24 protein-coding genes are annotated in these 20,426 nt (G+C 68.2%); 3 read left to right on the top strand and 21 right to left on the bottom strand.

Features of this window, described 5'->3' with window-relative positions:
* From Q8814_RS15965 to hemL, 4 genes are all read right to left on the bottom strand, one after another.
* A partial coding sequence (locus Q8814_RS15965; protein WP_330152990.1) for a cytochrome c biogenesis CcdA family protein occupies positions 1-606 on the bottom strand: 606 nt, incomplete at its 3' end.
* A 2-nt stretch (positions 607-608) separates the two neighbouring features.
* Entirely contained in the window at positions 609-1,214 is a 606-nt protein-coding gene (locus Q8814_RS15960; protein WP_330152989.1) for a TlpA disulfide reductase family protein, read from the bottom strand.
* Positions 1,211-1,861: a histidine phosphatase family protein gene (locus Q8814_RS15955; protein WP_330152988.1), complete on the bottom strand. Its 651-nt coding sequence runs from the start codon at positions 1,859-1,861 to the stop codon at positions 1,211-1,213. Before Q8814_RS15955 ends, Q8814_RS15960 begins: the two co-directional genes overlap by 4 nt.
* A gap of 58 nt (positions 1,862-1,919) precedes the next feature.
* Positions 1,920-3,245, bottom strand: coding sequence for a glutamate-1-semialdehyde 2,1-aminomutase (gene hemL, locus Q8814_RS15950; RefSeq protein ID WP_330152987.1), 1,326 nt, complete (start codon positions 3,243-3,245; stop codon positions 1,920-1,922).
* 126 nt (positions 3,246-3,371) lie between these two features.
* Here hemL and Q8814_RS15945 point away from each other — a divergent pair, with 126 nt between their 5' ends.
* Positions 3,372-5,279 carry an acyl-CoA dehydrogenase family protein gene (locus Q8814_RS15945; protein ID WP_330152986.1) on the top strand — a complete coding sequence of 636 codons (1,908 nt, stop codon included), beginning with the start codon at positions 3,372-3,374 and terminating at the stop codon, positions 5,277-5,279.
* 30 nt (positions 5,280-5,309) lie between these two features.
* Here Q8814_RS15945 and Q8814_RS15940 read toward each other — a convergent pair whose 3' ends face one another.
* The 10 genes from Q8814_RS15940 to Q8814_RS15895 all read right to left on the bottom strand — a co-directional run bounded on the left by Q8814_RS15940 (position 5,310) and on the right by Q8814_RS15895 (position 13,320).
* Complete coding sequence (locus Q8814_RS15940) at positions 5,310-5,546, bottom strand: heavy-metal-associated domain-containing protein (protein WP_330152985.1); 237 nt, start codon at positions 5,544-5,546, stop codon at positions 5,310-5,312.
* A gap of 27 nt (positions 5,547-5,573) precedes the next feature.
* Positions 5,574-6,062, bottom strand: coding sequence for a hypothetical protein (locus Q8814_RS15935; protein WP_330152984.1), 489 nt, complete (start codon positions 6,060-6,062; stop codon positions 5,574-5,576).
* 18 nt (positions 6,063-6,080) lie between these two features.
* Positions 6,081-6,251: a hypothetical protein gene (locus tag Q8814_RS15930; protein ID WP_330152983.1), complete on the bottom strand. Its 171-nt coding sequence runs from the start codon at positions 6,249-6,251 to the stop codon at positions 6,081-6,083.
* Between the two features lie 41 nt (positions 6,252-6,292).
* Complete coding sequence (locus Q8814_RS15925; protein WP_330152982.1) at positions 6,293-6,829, bottom strand: hypothetical protein; 537 nt, start codon at positions 6,827-6,829, stop codon at positions 6,293-6,295.
* Positions 6,826-7,803, bottom strand: a complete 978-nt coding sequence (gene hemB / locus Q8814_RS15920) for a porphobilinogen synthase (RefSeq protein ID WP_330152981.1) — start codon at positions 7,801-7,803, stop codon at positions 6,826-6,828. Before hemB ends, Q8814_RS15925 begins: the two co-directional genes overlap by 4 nt.
* A gap of 117 nt (positions 7,804-7,920) precedes the next feature.
* Entirely contained in the window at positions 7,921-9,486 is a 1,566-nt protein-coding gene (locus Q8814_RS15915; protein WP_330152980.1) for a bifunctional uroporphyrinogen-III C-methyltransferase/uroporphyrinogen-III synthase, read from the bottom strand.
* Between the two features lie 63 nt (positions 9,487-9,549).
* On the bottom strand, positions 9,550-10,560 hold the full coding sequence (hemC, locus tag Q8814_RS15910; protein ID WP_330152979.1) for a hydroxymethylbilane synthase: 1,011 nt from the start codon (positions 10,558-10,560) through the stop codon (positions 9,550-9,552).
* Positions 10,557-12,005, bottom strand: a complete 1,449-nt coding sequence (locus tag Q8814_RS15905; protein WP_330152978.1) for a glutamyl-tRNA reductase — start codon at positions 12,003-12,005, stop codon at positions 10,557-10,559. Before Q8814_RS15905 ends, hemC begins: the two co-directional genes overlap by 4 nt.
* The gene (locus tag Q8814_RS15900) at positions 12,002-12,871 is read right to left on the bottom strand and encodes a redox-sensing transcriptional repressor Rex (protein ID WP_330152977.1); all 870 of its coding nucleotides are present in this window, start codon (positions 12,869-12,871) and stop codon (positions 12,002-12,004) included. Before Q8814_RS15900 ends, Q8814_RS15905 begins: the two co-directional genes overlap by 4 nt.
* Before the next feature lie 158 nt (positions 12,872-13,029).
* A complete protein-coding gene (locus Q8814_RS15895; protein WP_408015917.1) occupies positions 13,030-13,320 on the bottom strand; it encodes a glutaredoxin family protein in 291 nt (96 codons plus the stop codon).
* Between the two features lie 190 nt (positions 13,321-13,510).
* Between Q8814_RS15895 and Q8814_RS15890 the strand changes: the two genes are divergently transcribed.
* On the top strand, positions 13,511-14,464 hold the full coding sequence (locus Q8814_RS15890) for an HAD family hydrolase (RefSeq protein ID WP_330152976.1): 954 nt from the start codon (positions 13,511-13,513) through the stop codon (positions 14,462-14,464).
* A 50-nt stretch (positions 14,465-14,514) separates the two neighbouring features.
* Here the strand turns inward: Q8814_RS15890 and Q8814_RS15885 are convergent, their stop codons facing one another.
* The 7 genes from Q8814_RS15885 to Q8814_RS15855 form a co-directional block, all read right to left on the bottom strand.
* The gene (locus Q8814_RS15885) at positions 14,515-15,504 is read right to left on the bottom strand and encodes a lysophospholipid acyltransferase family protein (protein WP_330152975.1); all 990 of its coding nucleotides are present in this window, start codon (positions 15,502-15,504) and stop codon (positions 14,515-14,517) included.
* Complete coding sequence (locus tag Q8814_RS15880; protein ID WP_330152991.1) at positions 15,501-16,532, bottom strand: NAD-dependent epimerase/dehydratase family protein; 1,032 nt, start codon at positions 16,530-16,532, stop codon at positions 15,501-15,503. Before Q8814_RS15880 ends, Q8814_RS15885 begins: the two co-directional genes overlap by 4 nt.
* A gap of 226 nt (positions 16,533-16,758) precedes the next feature.
* Positions 16,759-16,860 carry a 30S ribosomal protein bS22 gene (locus tag Q8814_RS15875; protein WP_003402602.1) on the bottom strand — a complete coding sequence of 34 codons (102 nt, stop codon included), beginning with the start codon at positions 16,858-16,860 and terminating at the stop codon, positions 16,759-16,761.
* A 202-nt stretch (positions 16,861-17,062) separates the two neighbouring features.
* Positions 17,063-17,299, bottom strand: a complete 237-nt coding sequence (locus Q8814_RS15870; protein ID WP_330152974.1) for a helix-turn-helix domain-containing protein — start codon at positions 17,297-17,299, stop codon at positions 17,063-17,065.
* Between the two features lie 178 nt (positions 17,300-17,477).
* Positions 17,478-18,314 (bottom strand): pyrroline-5-carboxylate reductase, encoded by an 837-nt coding sequence (gene proC, locus Q8814_RS15865; protein WP_330152973.1) that lies wholly within the window; start codon positions 18,312-18,314, stop codon positions 17,478-17,480.
* A gap of 84 nt (positions 18,315-18,398) precedes the next feature.
* On the bottom strand, positions 18,399-19,235 hold the full coding sequence (locus Q8814_RS15860; protein WP_408015918.1) for a thioesterase family protein: 837 nt from the start codon (positions 19,233-19,235) through the stop codon (positions 18,399-18,401).
* 2 nt (positions 19,236-19,237) lie between these two features.
* Positions 19,238-19,885 (bottom strand): MerR family transcriptional regulator, encoded by a 648-nt coding sequence (locus tag Q8814_RS15855; RefSeq protein WP_330152971.1) that lies wholly within the window; start codon positions 19,883-19,885, stop codon positions 19,238-19,240.
* Between the two features lie 78 nt (positions 19,886-19,963).
* On the opposite strand from Q8814_RS15855, the gene Q8814_RS15850 reads away from it, so the two are divergent.
* A complete protein-coding gene (locus Q8814_RS15850; protein ID WP_330152970.1) occupies positions 19,964-20,380 on the top strand; it encodes a hypothetical protein in 417 nt (138 codons plus the stop codon).
* Positions 20,381-20,426: the final 46 nt, after the last annotated feature.

Raw genomic sequence — 20,426 nt, 5'->3', positions numbered from 1 at the left:
CACCCCGCGTGCGGCGGTGGCGCCTTCGGTGCCGGCGGACAGCGAGATCACTCCGGCGAGGGTCGGCCCCAGGCACGGCGTCCATCCGAGGGCGAACACCGCGCCGAGCAGCGGCGCACCGGCCAGACTCGAGATGCGCCTGGGCTCGGGACGCGTGTCGCGCTGCAGCGCCGGGATCATTCCGAGGAACACCAGGCCCATGACGATGGTGACGACACCGCCGACGCGCATGAGCAGCTCGCGGTTGACGGACAGCATCGAGATCGCGCCGAAAACCGACGCCGTGGCCAGTACGAACACGACGGTGAATCCGGTGACGAACAGCCCCGCGGCGCCCGCGACCCGTAGCCGCCCGTCGTCTCGGACCGTGGTGGTGCGGCCGGCAGCCTGAGCAGGGGTGACTGCGGGGGCTTCGGCACCGACCACCCCGGCGAGGTACGACAGGTAGCCGGGGACCAGGGGAACCACACACGGCGACGCGAACGACACGAGCCCGGCGAGCAGGCATGCGCCGACCGCGAGGAGCAGTGGGCCGCTCGCGGCCAGGTTCTGGAAGCTTTCGCCGACGCCGGACGCGAGGACCACTGTGTTCACTGCACCGCTCATGTCTATTGCCTCGGCGCGGATTCTGCCGCGACACGCTCGATCACCGGCTGCAGATCGCTCGCGAGCAGTTCCGTCAGATACACCGCGGCGACCCGATGGTCGCGGTCGAGTACGACGGTGGTGGGCACCACGGATGTCGGGTAGTTGCGGCCGAGCGCGAGCAGCGAACGCATCGACGGGTCGTAGATCGACGGATACCCGACCCCGTTGTCGACGACGAAATCCTGCGCCTTGTCGCGCTGGTTGTCCCGGACGTTGATACCGAGGAATTGCACACCGAGGTCCTTGGTGGCCTGGTAGGCCTGCTCGAGGTCGTCGGCCTCGCTGCGGCACGGGGCGCACCACTGGCCCCACACGTTGAGCACCACGACCTGGTCCGCGTAGTCGTCGAGGGAGATCGTCGTTCCCTCGTTCATCAGATCGTCGCCGGACAGCGACCCGAGCGTGCCGCGCTCGGCCGGAGGGTCGTAGAAGATGCGGGTCTGGCCGCCGGGTGAGACGAAGTCGAAGGTGCCGCCGGTAGCGACGGCGTCGTCACCGGTTGCGCAGGAGGTGAGGAGGGCGACACCGCACACGAGTGCGACGAGCGCCGGCAGTGCTCGTTTCATGCGCCGTGCACGGTCGGGTCGGAAGCTCCCGCCGGCTCCGAGTACACGAGGTCGACGAGCGTGTCGCCTTCGTAGACGAGTGATGTCAGCGACGCGAGGCTGCACTGACGGTGGCGCGGGTCGTGCCACAACCGCTCACCCTCGAGGAAGCGACGCAGCGTCCATACCGGGAGCTGGTGACTGACACACACCGCTTCACGTCCCGCGGCCGCGACCCTGGCGGCGTTGACCGCGGCGAGCATCCGGTGCGCGATCTGCAGGTACGGCTCGCCCCACGACGGGGTGAAGGGATCGCGCAGCTTCCACCAGTGGCGCGGGCGGCTGAGCGCGCCGTCGCCGACGGACACCTTGAGACCTTCGAATTCGTTGCCCGCTTCGATGAGGTTCTCGTCGGTGCGGATCTCGAGGCCGTGCTTCTCGGCGATGGGACCGGCGGTCTGCTGGGCCCGTTCGAGCGGCGACGCGACGACGTGGGCGATGTCGTGGTCGGCCAGGGCCGCGGCGACGGCACGCGCCTGCGCTTCCCCGGTCACGGACAGCCGGAAATTCGGCAGTCGGCCGTAGAGGATGCCGGACGGGTTGTGCACCTCGCCGTGCCGGAGCACGTGCACGATGGTGCGGGTCTCGGACGGGGCGGCTTCGGTCACGTGGGTATTCCTCAGGGTGAAGGCGGACGGATGGGGGTGGACCGGGACTGCGGGACGCTCAGGGCGCGGTGGCGGCCGCGGCGGCTGCCGCGGCGTGCGGCAGCGCATCGGCGATACGGGAGAAGGCGTCGTCGTCGAGTGCGGCGGAGACGAACCACGTCTCGAACGCGCTCGGTGGTCCGTAGACGCCGCGGTCGAGGAGCGCGTGGAAGAACGCGGGGAAACGCCACGTCTGCGCGGCCTTCGCCTCGTCGTAGTCGGTCACTTCGTTGTCGGTGAAGAAGACACTGAGCAGAGTGCCGGCGTTCTGGATCCGGTGCGGCACGCTGTGCGCCGTCAATGCGTCACCGATCAGTCCGGCGAGGGTCGCCGCGTTGCGGTCGAGCGCGGCGTACACCTCGGCGTCGGCCGCACGCAGGCTCGCGAGCCCGGCGGCGACGGCGACGGGGTTACCGGACAGGGTGCCGGCCTGGTAGACGGACCCGATCGGGGCGAGGTGTGCCATCACGTCGGCGCGTCCACCGAACGCGGCGGCCGGCAGGCCGCCGCTCATCACTTTGCCGAACGTCATCAGATCGCCGGCGACGCCGTCGATGCCATACCAACCGGTCGCGCTCGCACGGAAGCCGGTCATGACCTCATCCATGATGAGCAGCGCACCGTGTTCGCGGGTGAGCCTCCGCAGGCCGGCGTTGAACCCGGGCAGCGGCGGGACGGTGCCCATGTTGCCCGCGGCGGCCTCGGTGATGACCGCGGCGATCTGCCCGGGATTCGCTTCGAACACTGCGCGCACCGCGTCGAGGTCGTTGTAAGGAACGACGAGGGTGTCTTCGGCCTGCGCGCCCGTCACGCCCGGCGACGTGGGCAACCCGAAGGTTGCCACGCCCGACCCGGCGTCGGCGAGCAGCGCGTCGACGTGACCGTGATAACAGCCCGCGAACTTCACGATTTTGGTGCGCCCGGTGAATCCTCGCGCGAGCCGCACCGCGCTCATCGTCGCTTCGGTGCCGGAGTTGACGAGCCGGACCTGCTCGATCGGTGCGATCCGCGACACGATCTCTTCGGCGAGTTCGACCTCTCCCAGGGTGGGCGCACCGAACGACAGGCCGGACGACGCGGCGGTGCGCACGGCGTCCACGACAGCGGGATGGGCGTGGCCGAGAATCATCGGCCCCCAGGAACACACCAGGTCGACATAGGTATTTCCGTCGACGTCGGTCAGTGTGGAGCCGGATGCCGAGGCGATGAACCGGGGCGTTCCCCCGACCGACCCGAACGCACGAACCGGAGAGTTGACGCCTCCGGGGGTCACCTTCGATGCGCGGCGGAAGAGTGCAGCCGAATCGGTGTCGCGGGCAGCGGAGGCATCGGGGGTCGCAGTCACGACTTCCAGTGTCCGTAGTTTCGCGAGATTTGCCAAAAAAGCGGCGGTCGAAACGTGATGTGTTCGTACCCCCGTACTGGACGGAACGGACGCGCGCTGCGACGGCATCGTCTTAAGGTCGAGACCATGGCGACCACAGGTGATCACCTCCGGAAGGCTCTCGACGGAGCCTGGCACGAAGCTCGTAACCACGCTCGCGAGGGCATGGCCCACGAAGCGTTCGCTCCGCACTACACCCCCGATCTCGGCCAGGCCCGCGCCATCACGCTGAAGCAGATGCAGCTGCTGGCCGAACGCGGCTATGCCGCGTCCGGGTTCTCTGTCGAGACCGGCGGGACCGGGGATGCGGGCGGGGCGGTCGCGTCGATCGAGATGCTGGCCATGTCGGACCTGTCGTTGATGGTCAAGGCCGGCGTGCAGTGGGGACTGTTCGGCGGCGCGATCGAGAACCTCGGAACGAAGCGTCATCACGACAAGTACGTCCGTCCGCTCATCGATCTCGATCTGCTCGGCTGCTTCGCGATGACCGAGACCGGCCACGGCAGCGATGTGCAGTCGCTGGAGACCACTGCGACGTACGACCCGCAGACGCAGGAATTCGTCGTGAACTCCCCGACCCCGTCGTCGCAGAAGGACTACATCGGCGGCGCGGCGCAACACGCCACGGTCGCCGCGGTGTTCGCGCAGCTCGTAACCAACGGCGAGACCCACGGCGTGCACTGCTTCGTGGTGCCCATCCGCGACGAGGACGGCAACGACCTGCCGGGCGTGACGACGTCGGATTGCGGGCACAAGGGCGGTCTTCCGGGTGTCGACAACGGGCGGATCGTCTTCGATCAGATCCGGATTCCGCGCGAGAACCTCCTCAATCGCTATGCCGACGTCGAACCGGACGGCACCTACTCCTCCGACATCGACAGCCCCACCCGCCGGTTCTTCACCATGGTCGGCACCCTGGTGCGCGGGCGCGTCACAGTCGGCGGGTCGGCGGGCGCGGCGGCGCGGGTCGCTCTGTCGATCGCGACGCGGTATGCACTGCAGCGACGCCAGTTCGATGCGCCCGGTCGCGACGACGAGGTGCTGTTGATGGATTACCTCGTGCACCAGCGACGTCTGCTGCCGCACATCGCACGTTCCTACGCGCTGGGGTTTGCTCAGAACGAGCTGATCGGTGTGATGGACCGGATCCAGTCGATGCGGCTCGCAGACGTCGATCCTCAGGAGCAGCGCGAGCTCGAGAGCCGGGCCGCCGGACTCAAGGTCGCAAACACGTGGCACGCGACTCGCGCCATCCAGGAGTGCCGCGAGGCGTGCGGCGGTGCCGGCTACATGGCCGAGAACCGCTTGACCGCGCTGAAGGCGGACACGGATGTGTTCACGACGTTCGAGGGCGACAACCACGTTCTGAGCCAGCTGGTCGCGAAGGAACTTCTCACCGCATACGCCGACGAAGTACGCGGCATGAGCCCGGTGGAGTGGATGCGGTTCGCCGCGACCACCATCTCGGATGTGGTCAAGAAGCGGACCGCCGCGCAGCAGATCATCCAGACGATCATCGATACCCGGCAGGACAACGAGGAAGACGGCAGCCTGTTCAACCGGGGCACTCAGCTGACGATGTTCGAAGACCGCGAGCAGTACCTGCTGTCGACCGCGGCCCGCCGGCTGCAGGCCGCGAACGACCGCGAGGAGAGCCTGTTCGACGCGTTCAACTTCGTGCAGGACCACGTGCTCCACGCGGCGCATGCGCACATCGACCGCGTGGTTCTCGAAGCGTTCGTCGCCGCGATCGACGACTGCAAGGACGAGCAGGCCCGCGATCTACTGGCGGAACTGTGCGATCTGTATGCGCTCACGATCATCGACGAGGACAAGGCCTGGTTCATGGAACACCGGCAGTTGTCGGTCGAACGCGCGAAGGCAGTCACGCGCGGGATCAACGAACGCTGCCGCACCCTCCGCCCGCACGCCGAGACCCTCGTCGAGGGGCTCGGCGTGCCGGAGAGCCTGCTGGGCGCCGCCATGCTGGATTGACGGAAGGACAGCCGCAGGAAGGCCGGCCGGTCAGGACGCGAAGGTGTAACCGGCTTCGGCGACGGCAGCGGCGACCGCCTCGGAATCGAGTGCGGCGTTGCTGCCGACCACGACGTTGCCTGTTTCGAGATCGACGTCGACCGACTCGACACCCGGTAGCGCGCCGATCTCTTCGCTTACTGCGCGAACGCAGTGCTGGCAGGTCATTCCTTCGACACGGTAGGTGGTCTGCAAGGTTTGCTCCTCTCGTAGAACTGTTCCCAGCATACCCCCCGGGGGTACCAAGCAGGAGAGTCAGCGAGAGACGAGTTCCTCGAGACGAACCCGAAGCAGGTCGGCATCCTTTGCCCAGGCCCGGACGAAGGTGCCGCCCTTCAGGCGCAGCCCCACGGCAGTGCGCCCGCGCGGCACGTTCGCGAGTTCCCCCAGTGGCCGCGCGGATTCCCAGCGCTGGGGCTCGTCCCACGAGTCCACCGCCGGGGGCAGTACCGCCTCGATCTCGGAGCTCGGACGTTCCTCGGGGCCCGAGCGGAGCACCGCGTCGGCGCGTTTCGCCCCGGTGAGCTCGACACTGACGTGGCGCCGCGCCGCGACCACCATCACCCACGTGAAGCCGGCCAGTACGAGTGCCACCACCGGCAGGGCCACCCAGTGCACGACCGGTCCGGTCGCCACCTCCACCGCGAGCCCCCCCGCACAGAACACCGGACCGAAAGCGACAGTGCGCCAGCGGGCCCCCGGCTCGTAGAACCGCGACGTGAGCCCCTCGCTCGTCACGTGCATCCGATCATCTCGAGCCGATCAGGCGGCGAGCGTGCCCGGAACGACCAGAAGGAGCAGGGTTACCAGACCGAGCACAGTGGCCAAAGCGATGAGGACAAGTTCGCGACGACGGCCGTAGGGCCGGGGTTCCACCTGCATGACGTCCTTAGTCTCGACGGGAACGGCCTCTCGGCCATCGATGGTGAGCACCGTACTCTTCCCGGGACGCCCGTCAAAACGAACCGGTCGGTTCAGTCCTTCGGCATCCGCAGGAAGTAGAGGTTCGACTCTCGCCGATGCATGAGCACGATGGCACCGACCGTGAGTACCGCCTGGACGATGCCTATGATGCCGAGCGCCCAGCCCCCGGTACCGCCTCCGACTCCGACACCGAACACCGTCGGCAGAGTCGACAACGTCATGAACACACCGATCATCGTGAGCGCCATGCGAGCCCAGTTCTTGGCACGCCGTAACTGCCGAACCACCAGGTAGAGCACCCCGACGATCGCGAGTCCTCCGACTGCGGTGAGGCCGATCACCGCCGGCACCGCCGAGTCCAACTGCTCGCGCGTCACCCCTTCCAGCGCAGGCTCGCTCGACATTTCCACCATCAGGTCGACCAGCGCTTCGCGGCCGCTCCACATGCCGATGACGCTGGCGACCAAATTCACGACCGCCAGAACGAGTACGCCACACCACAATTGATAGGCGGTCGTGACATCGGCCGGGATCGGGCGGTCCGCAGCCGGCTGCGGAGCCGCGGACGGCGGAACCGGGAAACTCACGACAACCGGTCCGCGACCTCGGCGGCCCAGTAGGTGAGCACGATGTCCGCCCCGGCGCGCCGGATGCTGAGCAGCGATTCGGCGATCGCGGCATCCCGGTCGATCCACCCGTTCGCGGCCGCCGCGGTGATCATCGAGTACTCCCCCGAGATCTGATAGGCGGCAACGGGTACCGGCGATCGGTCGGCCACCTCTCGGAGCACGTCGAGATAGGACATCGCGGGTTTGACCATGACCAGGTCGGCGCCCTCGGCGAGGTCGAGTGCGACCTCGTGCAGCGCCTCGCGACGGTTCGCCGGATCCTGCTGATACGTGCGCCGATCCCCCTCGAGCGACGACCCCACCGCGTCACGGAACGGGCCGTAGAACGCCGACGAGTACTTCGCGGCGTAGGCGAGCTGTCCGACATCCCTGTGTCCGGCCGCGTCGAGCGCGGCGCGGATCGACGCGACCTGTCCGTCCATCATGCCGCTCGGCCCGAGCAGGTGGGCGCCCGAGTCGGCCTGGGCGACAGCCATTTCCGCGTACCGCTCGAGCGTCGCATCGTTGTCGACGACCCCCGAGCCGGTGAGCACACCGCAGTGTCCGTGGTCGGTGAACTCGTCGAGGCAGGTGTCGGCCATGATCACCGTGGAGTCACCCAGTTCGCTGCGCAACGAGCGCAACGCGCGGTTGAGCACCCCGTCCGGATCGGTCGCGGCCGTACCGCACGCATCCTTGTCCTCCGGTCGCGGCACACCGAAGAGCATCAGCCCACCGACCCCGGCCTCGACCGCCGCGCTCGCCGCAGCGAGCAGCGAATCGGCGGTGTGCTGGTACACCCCGGGCATGGACGGGATCTCCCACGGCTCGGAGCGTCCGTCCGCCACGAACATCGGAAGCACCAGATGCCTGGCCTCGAGGGACGTTTCGGCGACCAGGCGCCGCATCGCCGCGGTCGTGCGCAACCGGCGGGGACGGATGGTGGGATACATGGGCAGTGCACTCCTTCGTCGGGACGTCCGGCTGTTCTCCTACGACTGCTCCGCTACTCGGACGACTGCCCTCCCCGACCCGTGCGGGTCCGAGAGGGCAGCATCGAAGGCCGGCATCTAGCGGCGCGCGCGGGACTTCTTCCGCGGCGGCGGCAACGCACCCTCGGCGCGCAACCGGGCGGCATGCTCGGCCAGCGCCTCGACCAGCGGACCGACCTGAGCGGACTCGGGCTGCACGTCCACGCGCAGACCGAACTCGATCGCGGTCTCCGCCGTCTTCGGGCCGATGCACGCGACGATGGTCCGGGCGTGCGGCTTACCGGCGATACCCACGAGATTGCGGACCGTGGACGACGACGTGAAGCACACCGCGTCGAACCCTCCGGTCTTGATCATCTCGCGGGTCGCGGCCGGCGGCGGCGCGGCCCGGACGGTCCGGTAGGCGGTGACGTCGTCGATCTCCCAGCCGCGTTCGCGGAGTCCCTCGGCGAGGGTTTCCGTCGCGATGTCCGCGCGGGGCAACAGGACACGGTTGACCGGATCGAAGACGTCGTCGTACGGCGCGAACTCGGCGAGCAGTCCCTCACTGGACTGTTCTCCGGTCGGCACCAGTTCCGGGGTGATACCGAACGAGCGCACCTTGTCGGCAGTGGCCTGCCCGACGCACGCGATCTTCACACCCGAGAACGCACGGGCGTCGAGCCCGAACGCCTCGAACTTCTCCCACACGGCACGCACCGCGTTGGTGGAGGTGAACACCACCCACTGGTAACGACCGTCCACCAGTCCCTTGACGGCACGTTCCATCTGTGCGGGGCTGCGGGGCGGCTCGACCGCGATGGTCGGCACCTCCATCGGGATGGCGCCGTGCGTGACCAGCCGCTCGCTCATCTCACCGGCCTGCTCCTTGGTGCGCGGCACCAGGACCGTCCAGCCGTACAGGGCACGCGATTCCCACCACGACATCTTGTTGCGCTGCGAGACCACCTTGCCGACCGTGACCACCAGCGAGCCCACCAGCTCGGAGCCGGCGTCGTTGAGGGTGGCCAGGGTCGCCTCGACGGTGCGCTGCTGCCGCGTGGTGCCCCGGACGGTGATCGCCGCCGGGGTCTGCGGCGCGAGGCCGTGTTCGACGAGTGCGCTCGCGGTCTCGGCCAGATGCCCGGAGGTGGCGTGCAGCACCAGCGGACCCGGAGCCGCGGCCAGCGCGGCCCAGTCGACCTCGCCGCGCACATCCACCTCGGTGTGGCACGAGCCGAGCGCCATACCGGCGTAGCTCGGCACCGCCGAGCTCGCGGGCAGACCGGGCAGCACCTCGAACACCACCTGAGTGCGGGCCACGGCGTTGACTTCGGCGATCACCGAGTCGGTGGTGAGGGGATCACCCGCGACGAGACGCACCACGTCGTGCCCGCTCTTCGCTTCCGCGACGAGGGTCTTGGCGACCTCGGTGGGTTCGCCCAGGGCGGGGCGGACCTCGGCAACCGGTTCTCCGGTCTCGGGGTCGGTGCCGTGGTCGGTGCCGACGAGGGCGACGACGCCCCTGTCGTCATCGGGGGCGGTGTAGGCGAGCGTGGCACCCGTCAGCACGTCGCGCGCGCGCACGGTGAGCAACGCCGGATCGCCCGGCCCCGATCCCACGAACAGGATCCGTCCGGGAGTGTTCTTACGGACTCGGCTCATCGGTCATTCTCCAGTGCGATCAAATCTGCGGTAAGGGAAAATCGGGGGAACTGTGGGGCAAGGTCAATCATCCGCGGTGCCCTGTTCCGGCGCGACATCGTCGACCGTCATCAACTCCTGCGCGCCACGGTCGAGGAGGTCGCGAGCGATGCTGCGACCGAGTTCCTCGGCGCGGTCGAGAGGGCCGACAGCGCTCCCACGGAGCACATCCGAGCCGTTCAGCGCTGCGGCGCAGCCGCGCACCGACAACTCCTCGAAGACACGACCGTCGTCGTCGAGGGATTCGACGACCTCGGCGATCGCTCCCACCGGTGCGGTGCACCCGGCTTCGAGTTCGGCGAGCAGTGCACGCTCGGCGACGACGGCGGCCCGGCTGGGGCGGTCGTCGAGTCCGGCGAGGAGCTCGATCATCTCTGCGTCGTCGGCCCGGCATTCGACGGCGAGCGCGCCCTGCGACGGCGCGGGCAGCATCTGCACGGGCTCGAGCGCCTCGGTGACCCGGTCGAGCCGGCCGATCCTGGACAAACCGGCACGGGCGATGACGATCGCGTCGAGCTCGCCGGAGTCGACCTTGCCGATCCGGGTGTCGATATTGCCGCGCAACGGCTCGATCTGCAGGCTCAGCCCGAGAGCGGCGAGCTGCGCGCGCCGGCGCGGAGCGGACGTGCCGACCTTGGAGCCGGCCGGCAGTTCGCCGAGGACCAGTCCATCGCGGGCGACGAGCGCGTCCCGGGGGTCTTCCCGCGGGGGAACAGCAGCGACGACGAGCCGCGGATCCTGCTTGGTGGGCAGGTCCTTGTACGAATGCACGGCGACATCGACGTCCCCGGCGAGCAGTGCCTCGCGCAACTCGGCGGTGAATACGCCGACTCCGATCCGCTGGACCGGCCCGGGGGTGACATCACCCTTGGTAGTGATGATCACCAGTTCCGCCGGCTGTCCGGCGGCGATCAAGGCGTCGCGGACAGTGCCGGCCTGGGTGGTGGCGAGCACGCTGCCGCGTGTGCCGATCCGCAATGTGCGGCGGTCGGTCCGGGTTTGTGTCCCGGTGACCGAAGCGGCCTCGGCGCTCATGCGTTCCCGTCCTTTCGTGGAGCTCCCAGCTCCGTGGTGAGGGCCGGATTCAGGGCGGCGGACAGATCCGCCGACGTGATCGAGTCCGGCAGGGATCCCAGCTCCTTGGTCGGAGTGGCGACCGCCTCGACTGCTCCCGGCCGCAGTTCGAACAATTCGCGCAGCGCCTCGGCGTACTGGTCACCGCCCGGCGTGGATGCGAGCTGCTTGACGCGCACGGTCGGGGCGTGCAGAAGCTTGTCGACGACTCGGCGTACCGTCCGGGCGACCTCGTCGCGCTGCGTGCTGTCCAGATCCGGAAGACGCGATTCGAGGCGCAGCAGTTCGCCTTCGTCGACCTCGGCGGCGCGCTGACGCAGTGCGGTGACCGTCGGGGTGACCTCGGCGAGCCGCTGCACCGCGAGGTACTGGGACAGTTCGGCGGCGACGATCGCTCGGGCCGCGTCGGCGTCGGAGGCGGCGGCGCCTGCGGCGGGGTCGCGCTGCAGCGACTCCATGTCGAACACGGTGATGCCGGGAAGCCCGGACACCGCAGGTTCGACGTCGCGCGGCAAGCCGAGGTCGCAGATGGCGAGTGGGCGCTCACCGCGACCGGGCTGGGCGAGGGCGCGGTGCGCATCCGCGAGGGTGACCACCGTTCCGACGGCTCCGGTGCAGGTGACGGCGACATCGGCCTGCGCGAGTGCGCCGGCAAGGTCTTCGAAGGGCACCACGTCGGCCTCGACACCGCCGGCGCGAGCCGTCTCGGCCAGCCGCTCGGCGCGTTCGCGGGTGCGGTTCGTGAGCACGATCCGGTCGATCCCCGAGCGGGACAGATGCGCCACGGCGAGTCCGCCCATGGCACCGGCGCCGATCACCGCGGCAGTCCGGCCGCGCAACCCGGTGCCGGGTGCGCCCGCGCTGCCCGACCCACCGAGGAACGCTGCGGCTTTGTCGAGTGCCACCGACACGACCGAGGCGCCCGCGGAGTCGATCCCGGTCTCGCTGTGCACCCGCTTGCCGACGCGGAGCGCCTGCTGCGCCAATTCGTGCAGGGTGCGGCCGGCGGCCTGCTGCGCGTCGGCCGAGGCGTAGGCGGTGCGGATCTGGCCGAGGATCTGCTGTTCACCGACGACCATCGAATCCAGGCCACTGGCAACCGAGAACAGGTGCTCGGCGGCCGCCTCGCTGTACCGGACGTATGCGTGCCTGTGCAGTTCCGACAAGGGGATGCCCGCGTGCTCCGCAAGCAGTTCGCCGACCTCGGCGAGCGCCCCGTGGAAAGCGTCGACGACGGTGTAGACCTCCACCCGGTTGCAGGTCGAGACGATCATGGCCTCGGAGATGTGAGCCGACGCCATCATCTTGTCGGTCAGCTTGGGCCGGTCGGTATCCGCGACCGCCACCTTCTCGAGAACCGAGACCGGGGCGCTTCGGTGCGACATCCCGATGAGGAGAACACTCACGGTGCGATCACCGATCCGTTTCTGGTCACGGCCGAACCCAGAGGGCCCGGCTTACCTGTTTTGGTCCGCCGAGCCGTGCTCGACGTGGAGACCGCGGAACTGCGTGGGCCGCGGGGAGAACCCAGCGCTGCCGGATGTGCGGCACCGGAAGCCTGGACCAGTTCGTCGTTGCGTGCGCTGTTGAACGAGAGCACCTGCATCTCGACGGACAGATCGACGCGCCGGACCTCGACCGAGTCGGGCACGTCGAGTTCGATCGGCGCGAAGCTGAGCACACTGCGCACCCCGGCGCGCACCAGCACGTCGCAGATGTGCTGTGCGGCGTCCTCGGGAGTGGCGATGACACCGATCGTGGCTCCCAGTTCGCGGGCACCGGTCTCGAGATCGGCGACGGGGCGCACGTCGAGATCGCCCACGCGCCGACCGATCACGCCGGGATCGTTGTCGAACAGACCGGCCATGGTGAAGCCCCGCCGGTCGAATCCGGGGTACCGGGCCAGGGCGCGGCCCAGATTGCCGACACCGACGAGCACAACGCGGTGGCCCCGGTCGAGGCCGAGGGCATTTTCGATGCGGGCCTGCAACCGCAGCACGTCGTAGCCGACGCCGCGCACACCATTGGGTCCGAGGAAAGACAGATCCTTGCGGAGCTTCGCGGATCCGACCCCCGCTGCGGTGGCCAGTTCCTCGCTCGAGACGATGAGTGTGTCCGCCTCGACGAGGGCTCCGAGGACCCGCAGATAAGTCGCGAGACGCGTCACAGTAGCCTGGGGGATGCCGCGGGCCGGAACACCGGCAGAGGCACCCCCGCCGGCGTCGGCGGCACCGCGGGCATCTTTGCCCTGCGATGGGTGCAGCTGCGTCACGTTCGTGGCTCCTCGTCCGGCCGCGGTTACGCGCCTGGCCTCACGGTGATCCGGGGATTTGGTTCACACCACGGTAACCGCTTGTGAAGCCATGCACAAAGTTGCTCGAAGCCCCCCGAATGTGCTTCCCACCTGCAGGACGGCCGGACACCGCACCTTCAGCGGGCAAGATCCGCCCGTAACCGGTCTTCGTCGACCTCCCAGTAGCTGTGCTCGCGACCGTCGAGAAGGACGACCGGCAACCGGTCGCCGTACTCGGCGCGCAGTTCGGGATCCCTTGCGGCAGCTTCGTCCACATCGATGCAGGTGACCTGCAGCCCGAACTCCTCACACACGGCCTCGAGATCGGCACGGGCCTGGACGCAACTACCGCACCCTTCCCGGACCAGAAGGACGATCTCGTGAGCCGAGGTGGGCACTCCCATGGCGGCGGCGTGGTTGTCGGTCATACCCTCCACTGTGCGGCACCGGCGGTCGAGATGAACGTCACACCCCACTGTGGTACATGTTCCGACCCGGAAGGTCGATTCGGTACGGGTTAGGCTGGCCCCCGGGTTGCCCGGATCCGCCCGGGCAGACCCGGCCGTTGCGATATCGGAGGTGCGAGTGCCCGGACCATCGTTTCCGTACGGACGAGGCATGGGTGAGACGCTGGCCGGCATCATCAGGCCCGGCCGTCGGCTGCTGCCGCGCAAGTTCGGTCCCAGCGAGGAAGAGGTCCGCGCGAATCTCGCCGGTGAGGCGAGTGCCGACGCAGCCCTCGCGCTCCACGCACGTACCGAACCCGCAGTCGCGGAAACGACCGTCCCGGTCCCGCGGGATCTGACGGCGGCGGCATTCTTCGACGTCGACAACACGATGGTGCAGGGCGCCTCCATCATTCACTTCGCGCGCGGCCTGGTCGGCCGGAATTACTTCCGCAAGACCGACCTGTTCGAGTTCGCGTGGCAGCAGGTCAAGTTCCGTGTGACCGGCAAGGAGAACACCCACGACGTCGCGACCGGCCGCGACAAAGCGCTCTCGTTCGTGCAGGGCCGGTCCACCGCCGAACTGCGCAGGCTCGGCGAGGAGATCTACGACGACATCATCGCCGACAAGATCTGGCCCGGAACCCGCGCACTCGCGCAGATGCATCTCGACGCCGGGCAGCAGGTGTGGCTCGTGACGGCCACACCCGTCGAGCTCGCCGACGTCATCGCGAAGCGGCTGGGACTGACCGGCGCTCTGGGCACGGTCGCCGAATCGGAGGACGGCGTGTTCACCGGCCGTCTGGTCGGCGACATCCTGCACGGGCTGGGTAAGGCGCACGCGGTCCGTGCCCTCGCGATTCGTGAGGGCCTGAACCTGAAACGGTGCACCGCCTACTCCGACAGCCACAACGACGTACCGATGTTGTCGGTGGCGGGTACGGCGGTGGCGATCAACCCCGACCCGGATCTGCGTCAGGTCGCGAAGACCCGCGGCTGGGAGATCCGGGACTTCCGCACCGGCCGTAAGGCCGCGAAGGTCGGAGTGCCGACAGCGCTGGGTCTCGGTGCGGCCGGGGGCGCCCTCGCCGTGGTGCTCGGCCGCCGCCGCGATCGCACCGCGTAGTCGCGTCGGCCTCGTCCACCTCGGCCGAGGCCGGCTCAGCCGAGGCCGGCTCAGCCGAGGAAGACGTTGCGCCGCCGCGTGAGCAGTTTGTAGAGCGTCTGCTGACTCGTTTCCCGCACGTGGTCGGTGACCTCGAACAACACCATCGGGTCTTCCGCTTCGGCTTCGTCGTACACGTCGGTCGTGATCGGGGTGCCGAATTCGATGCACCACTTCGAGGGCAGCGGCACCAGACCGAGTGGACCGAGCATCGGGAACAGCGGTGTGACCGGGAAATACGGCAGGCCCAGCAGGCGGGCGAGCGAGGTGAGGTCGGCGAGGTTGGGATAGATCTCCTCGGATCCGACGATCGAGCACGGCACGATCGGAGCCTGCGTCTTCAAAGCCGCGGAAACGAAACCGCCGCGACCGAAGCGCTGCAGCTTGTACCGTTCCCGGAACGGTTTGCCCAGGCCCTTGTAACCCTCGGGGAAAACCGCCACGACCTGGTCCTGGCGCAGCAGACGCTCGGCGTCGGGATGGCACGCGAGGGTGTGTCCCGCCTTCCGCGCGACCGTGCCCACCACGGGCATATCGAACGCGAGGTCGGCCGCGAGCATCCTCAGCGGACGATTCGCATGGTCGTGCACGGCGACGGACGTCATGAGCGCGTCGACGGGCAACGTGCCGGCGTGGTTCGCGACGACGAGCGCCCGGCCGTCGGACGGGATGTTCTCGATGCCGCGGACCTCGACTCTGAACCACTTGTCGAACAGCGGACGGAGCAGCGGGAGGACCACGTTGTCCGCAAAGTGCGGATCGAAGCCGAAGTCGTCGACGTCGTAGTCGCCCGTCACGCGGCGCCGGAGGTATTCGGCGGTTCCGGTGACCTGGCCGATGAGAGCGTTACGCAGACCGTCGACGAAACCGTTCGACGGGGCCTCCGGCACGGGCAACTCGAACGGCTCGACGCTGTGCTGCTGGATCGGCAGCGGCCCTCGACGGGAGGTCGCGCGGCGTGCGCCGGGGTTCAACGGAATGACTTTGGCCACCTGTGTCATCGCACCTCCGCTCGCTCTCCGAGTACGGAGAGCACCATGGATTCCGCCTGATCGATCCATTCGGTTTTCACCACGCGCCTCATTCCGATGCCGCGCGCGAAGTCGTCGAGTGCTTCCCGCGTGGTCCATCGCGGTTCGAATCCGAGTTCACCGCGCATCCGGGTGGTGTCGAGTCCGCATCCGAAGTGGAAGTAGTCGAGTTCTTCCTTGGTGAACGACTTCATCACCGAGCCCATGAGCGCGTGCCCGGCGGTGCGGAACAGCCCGTACGGCATGGGTACCGTTACGCCCCCTGCGCGTCGTACCGCCTGCGACATCATCACGACACCGTCTCCGGCCACGTTGTAGGTGCCGGACGGTCCCGCGACCGTGGCGCGTTCGAGCGCCCCGAGCGCATCTTCTTCGTGCAGCAGCTGCAGTCGGGCGTCTCGACCGAACACGGTGGGCACCAGGGACGAGGTCAGATAGCTCGACACCGATCCGGGAAGGCGATTGCCGACGGTCGGGGCGAGCCGCAGGATGGTGGTCGCGATGTCGCTGCGCCGGCGACCGAGTCCACGCAGATATCCCTCGATCTCGAGCATGTCGCGGGCGAATGCGCCGGTGGGACGGCGACGCGCGCTCATTTCCTCGGTGAACTTCGCCGGATCCTTGGCACTCGACCCGTACACGACCGACGACGAGCGCAGCACCACCTTGCGGACGGTGGGCGCTTTCTGGCATACGGCGAACAGTTGCATCGCGCCGAGGACGTTCATGTCCTTCATCGCCACTCGGCTACCGGACTTGGGCGCCTTGGTCACCGCCGACGCATGCACGACCGTGTCCACATTCATATTGCGAATTACTTTGCCGATCAATGGGTTCCGAATGTCGGCGAGAACGGATTCGGCCCGCCCCATCCGGCGCAGCATGTCTTTCGACGGAGACTGGGTATCGACGGCGATGACCCGTTCGATGTCCGGGTTCTGCGCCAGACGTGTCACCAGGTACCCGCCGAGGAACCGGCTCGCACCGGTCACGAGCACGATCTTCGGCGGGTCGACTTCCCGCGCTCGGGTATTCACACCCAAAACCCCCTGCCTTCGACACACCCTGCGTCGGCCGAATCACAGCGCCACGAGCGCGGTATGCGGTCCCACAATACGGTGCCATCGGCAACCTCGCATTACGCGATGGTGAACACTCTTGCGAAAACCTCGCGAAAACGACGAATGCCCGCCACTATGGGTGGCGGGCATTCCTCGCATTCGACTACTTGCCGAGTTTACGACGCTGCACACGAGTCCGACGCAGCAGCTTGCGGTGCTTCTTCTTCGACATGCGCTTGCGGCGCTTCTTGATCACAGAACCCATGTGGGCACCCTCACGTTTCTTCTAGCGTTCCTGCGCACGCCGGTGACGTACGCCTGAGTATGTCGACGCCGAGGCCTCGCGGTGACGAGCTCAGCGCCTCACGACACCGGCTGACCGGTACGACGAAAAGCAATCGTACCGGTGCGGCACGACTTCGATGAAACCGAGGTCCGCTCCGTACTCGACTGCTGGCGACGGCCGGTTACCCGACGTCGAAATACGATGTCTCGAGATACTCGTGTACCGCCTTGGCATGCACGCGGAACGAGCGTCCCACGCGCACAGCGGGCAGTTCACCGCTGTGTACCAGTCTGTACACAGTCATTTTCGATACCCTCATCAACGCCGCCACTTCGGCGACAGTGAGGAACTGGGTACCGGCGAGAACCGATTGTCCGTCTTGGGGTTGTCCCTTCGACGGTGTGTTTCCAGAAACCATTACACACCTCCGGCACGTCCGCGCCGCCGGCTTCCCCTCCGGCGGAACAGACACGCACGTGCTGATTCGAGCTTAGCGTGACGAATGGTTTCTGTGCGACGATGGCGGCCATCAATTTCGCCGGACCCGAATCCCGCGATGCTTCGGGAGCAGGTCTCCGGGAGGTTCCGGCCCGCCGTCAAGCCACGGTCGGACCCTGTTCCCCGGCGGCGCCGAGCTGTGCCGATCGCTGCCGCGCCGCCTCCAGCGCTTCGTAGAACGCGGTACGTACCCCGCCACGCTCGAGTTCCCGGATCGCGGCCGCCGTCGTTCCACCCGGCGAGGTAACCGCAGCTCGCAGGTCTGTGGCGCTCTCCCCCGACTGCTGAAGCATCGCCGCCGATCCGGTCATCGTCTGCACGACGAGTTCGGTCGCCACCGCGCGCGTGAGTCCGAGCGCGACACCGGCGTCGATCATCGCCTCGGCCACCAGGAAGAAGTAGGCGGGACCGGAGCCCGACACTGCGGTCACCGCGTCGATCTGCGATTCCGGAACCACCGAAACCGCGCCCACCGAACCCAGCACTTCGCGCACGAGCTCGAGATGGTCGGATTTCACGTGCCGGCCCGCTGCGAGCACGATGGCCCCTTGCCCGACGAGCATCGGAGTGTTGGGCATCACCCGCACGACCGGGAAACCCGCCGAAAGTTTGTTCTCGTACCGCGCGGTGGGAATACCGGCAGCCAGGGAGACCAGCAGTTGCTCGTTCTCGCTGTCGAGGTCGGCAGACGCGAGGTCGGCGATCACCGCGTCCACATCACCGGGCTTGACGGCGACGACGAGGACGTCCGCGCCCTCCGCGGCGTCGGCCGTGCTGTCGGTGACGCGGATCGCGTATTCGCGTCCGAGTTGCTCGGCTCGTGCGGGCGCCTTCTCGGCCACCACGAGGTCTTTCGTCGCAAACCCGCTCTGCAGCAGGCCCGAGAGGAGCGCTTCGCCTATTCTGCCGCCACCGATCACCGCAATTCTCGTCATGGGTGACAGCCTGCCACGAGGCGTAGTACGGCACGTACCCCGCAGGACCGGACCGTCCGGAAATGCGGCGCTACTCGCGCCGGATCAGCGCGGAACCATGGCGAGTTGCCTCGACTGCACCACGACGGCGCCCGTCGAATCGACCACGGTGTGGTCTTCTTCGAACCACGTCGAGCCGACAACGGTGCTCTCCGCCCTCACGCGCAGCCAGCCCGGTTCGGGGAGTCGGCGGAGGTACGCGGTCAGCTGCACGGTCGGGGCCCATCCGAACATGCCGCGGTTCATGGTGACGGGGGCCGAGATATCACCGGCCATCAGCGCGAACAGCACGGCGGTGTCGGTGTCGGCGGCGTCCCCGGCGCGTGGCCGGGTCCACATCGTCACGTGCGGTTCGCCCTGGCGTCCGGACAGGAAGTGGGCCGTGGATTCGTCGATGCGCATGTCGGCGCCTCCGCACAGCTTCACGATCTGCCCCATCGGATGTTCGGGAGTGACGACGACGGCGTCGGCCGGGGGCTCCGCCGGCATCGCGGTGGCCGGGTGCGGCACGGTGTACCGCGGGTCGCCGCTGTCCGGGACGCCGAGGGTGATGCTCGCGCGCACCGCGACCCGGCCGAGCTGTCCGAGTTCGACGTCGACGACCCCGATCTGCTTGCCCTGCTTCCGGATGACGGCACCGACGTCGACGACGCCGGGGTCGGGAGCGGAGACGAACGACGCGCTGACGGCGAGCGGCTGCGTGGCCGGGTCGGCACCGGCGTCGAGCAACGCCCGGCGGGCCGCCGCGGCGCAGACCGCGAGCATGCAGCCGCCGTGCACCTTGGGTCCGATCGTCCACGTGGGCGCGATATCCGCTTGCCAGGCGCTCTCACCGACAGGAGTGAGAGTCGTGAGGTCACGGAAAGGACGGGGGTCGGGAATGGTCACTGCGGCTCCTGCACGATCGGGTCGGACGTGTCGCCGTCGCCTGCGAAGAGACGGGCGGCGAGATGCTGGTGGGCGAGACGGCGCATCGCGGTCAGGACCGGCTCGTAGAGCGCGGTACCGAGGACGGCCGCCTCCACGGTGGCGCGACGCGAGGCGGTCGGGAGCAATTCGAGATCGAGTGCGGCGATGTCGCGAATGTGCCGGCCGTAGACGTCGATGCGCCGGTCGGACATCTCGAGGCCGGCCGCCTCGAGCGCGGCGAGCGCCTGTTCGAGTTGGGCGACGGCAGCGAAGTCCGGTTCGTACACCTGGCCGAGCCGCTCGAGGATCCGGCGCGCTCGCGGGTAGTCACCGTCACCGGGCGGGTCGACGTAGGGAGGAAGTGCCGCGATCGCATTACCGAGGACGGCGAAGAGGTCGTCCCGCGGGTCGTCGACGAGCCCCACCACTGCCTTGATCTTGTGGAGGGGAAGACCCTGCACCGCGAGTGCGCGCACGAGACCGAGCCGCCGCACGTGCTCGTCGCTGTAGACGGCCTGGGTCGCGCTGGTTGCGTTACCCGGCATGAGCAGCCCTTCGCGCAGGTAGAACTTCACGGTCGCCAGCGGCACACCGGTGCGCGCGGCCAGTTCGGAAATGCGCATGCCACCTCCTTGACATCGGATACTACAACTATCCATTATTGGATAGTCCAACTACCCAATAATTCGCGGGAGAATGCCATGCACCCGATGCTCCTCATCGTCCTCGGCGCCACCTTGCTGACCGTCATCGGCATCGCCTTCGGGGGAACATTTCTGCTCCGCGTCGCCAACGGCGGAGTCCCTGCCAACGACTTGCAGAAGACTTTCTTCAGGGCAGGTCATGCGCACGCGGGAGTCCTCGTCACGCTCGGATTGCTCGTAGCCGTGCTCACCCATGTGGCCGGGGCTTCGCCGGGGTGGTCGGCCGCCGGCGCCATCGCCGTTCTGACCGCGGCGATCCTCGTGCCCCTCGGGTTCTTTCTGTCGGTGCTGGGACCGAACCCGGCGCGGCCGGGCCGCATGATCGCCGCGGTGTGGTTCGGGGCGGCGTCCCTCACCGCGGGACTTGCCGTCTCAGGAGTCGCCGTGCTGGCCGAGGGTATCGGCGCTCTCTGACGCGACGGACATCCCGTCGTCCGGCGCCGCGGGCGTCCGCGCGATC

The sequence above is a fragment of the Rhodococcus chondri genome, assembly GCF_036327435.1.
Lineage (GTDB): Bacteria > Actinomycetota > Actinomycetes > Mycobacteriales > Mycobacteriaceae > Rhodococcus > Rhodococcus chondri.
The sequence above is the reverse complement of the archived record's forward strand: the minus strand, read 5'-3'. Positions and strand labels throughout refer to the sequence as shown.

What these genes read in the sequence shown, in the direction of transcription:
- hemC (WP_330152979.1), bottom strand. Translation starts at nt 10,560, where the DNA reads ATGAGCGCCGAGGCCGCTTCGGTCACCGGGACACAAACCCGGACCGAC.
- Q8814_RS15895 (WP_408015917.1), bottom strand. Translation starts at nt 13,320, where the DNA reads ATGACCGACAACCACGCCGCCGCCATGGGAGTGCCCACCTCGGCTCAC.
- Q8814_RS15870 (WP_330152974.1), bottom strand. Translation starts at nt 17,299, where the DNA reads ATGGTTTCTGGAAACACACCGTCGAAGGGACAACCCCAAGACGGACAA.
- Q8814_RS15855 (WP_330152971.1), bottom strand. Translation starts at nt 19,885, where the DNA reads ATGCGCATTTCCGAACTGGCCGCGCGCACCGGTGTGCCGCTGGCGACC.
- Q8814_RS15890 (WP_330152976.1), top strand. Translation starts at nt 13,511, where the DNA reads ATGGGTGAGACGCTGGCCGGCATCATCAGGCCCGGCCGTCGGCTGCTG.
- Q8814_RS15960 (WP_330152989.1), bottom strand. Translation starts at nt 1,214, where the DNA reads ATGAAACGAGCACTGCCGGCGCTCGTCGCACTCGTGTGCGGTGTCGCC.
- Q8814_RS15945 (WP_330152986.1), top strand. Translation starts at nt 3,372, where the DNA reads ATGGCGACCACAGGTGATCACCTCCGGAAGGCTCTCGACGGAGCCTGG.
- proC (WP_330152973.1), bottom strand. Translation starts at nt 18,314, where the DNA reads ATGACGAGAATTGCGGTGATCGGTGGCGGCAGAATAGGCGAAGCGCTC.
- Q8814_RS15935 (WP_330152984.1), bottom strand. Translation starts at nt 6,062, where the DNA reads ATGCACGTGACGAGCGAGGGGCTCACGTCGCGGTTCTACGAGCCGGGG.
- Q8814_RS15940 (WP_330152985.1), bottom strand. Translation starts at nt 5,546, where the DNA reads ATGCTGGGAACAGTTCTACGAGAGGAGCAAACCTTGCAGACCACCTAC.
- Q8814_RS15850 (WP_330152970.1), top strand. Translation starts at nt 19,964, where the DNA reads ATGCACCCGATGCTCCTCATCGTCCTCGGCGCCACCTTGCTGACCGTC.
- Q8814_RS15915 (WP_330152980.1), bottom strand. Translation starts at nt 9,486, where the DNA reads ATGAGCCGAGTCCGTAAGAACACTCCCGGACGGATCCTGTTCGTGGGA.
- Q8814_RS15885 (WP_330152975.1), bottom strand. Translation starts at nt 15,504, where the DNA reads ATGACACAGGTGGCCAAAGTCATTCCGTTGAACCCCGGCGCACGCCGC.
- Q8814_RS15875 (WP_003402602.1), bottom strand. Translation starts at nt 16,860, where the DNA reads ATGGGTTCTGTGATCAAGAAGCGCCGCAAGCGCATGTCGAAGAAGAAG.
- hemB (WP_330152981.1), bottom strand. Translation starts at nt 7,803, where the DNA reads ATGTATCCCACCATCCGTCCCCGCCGGTTGCGCACGACCGCGGCGATG.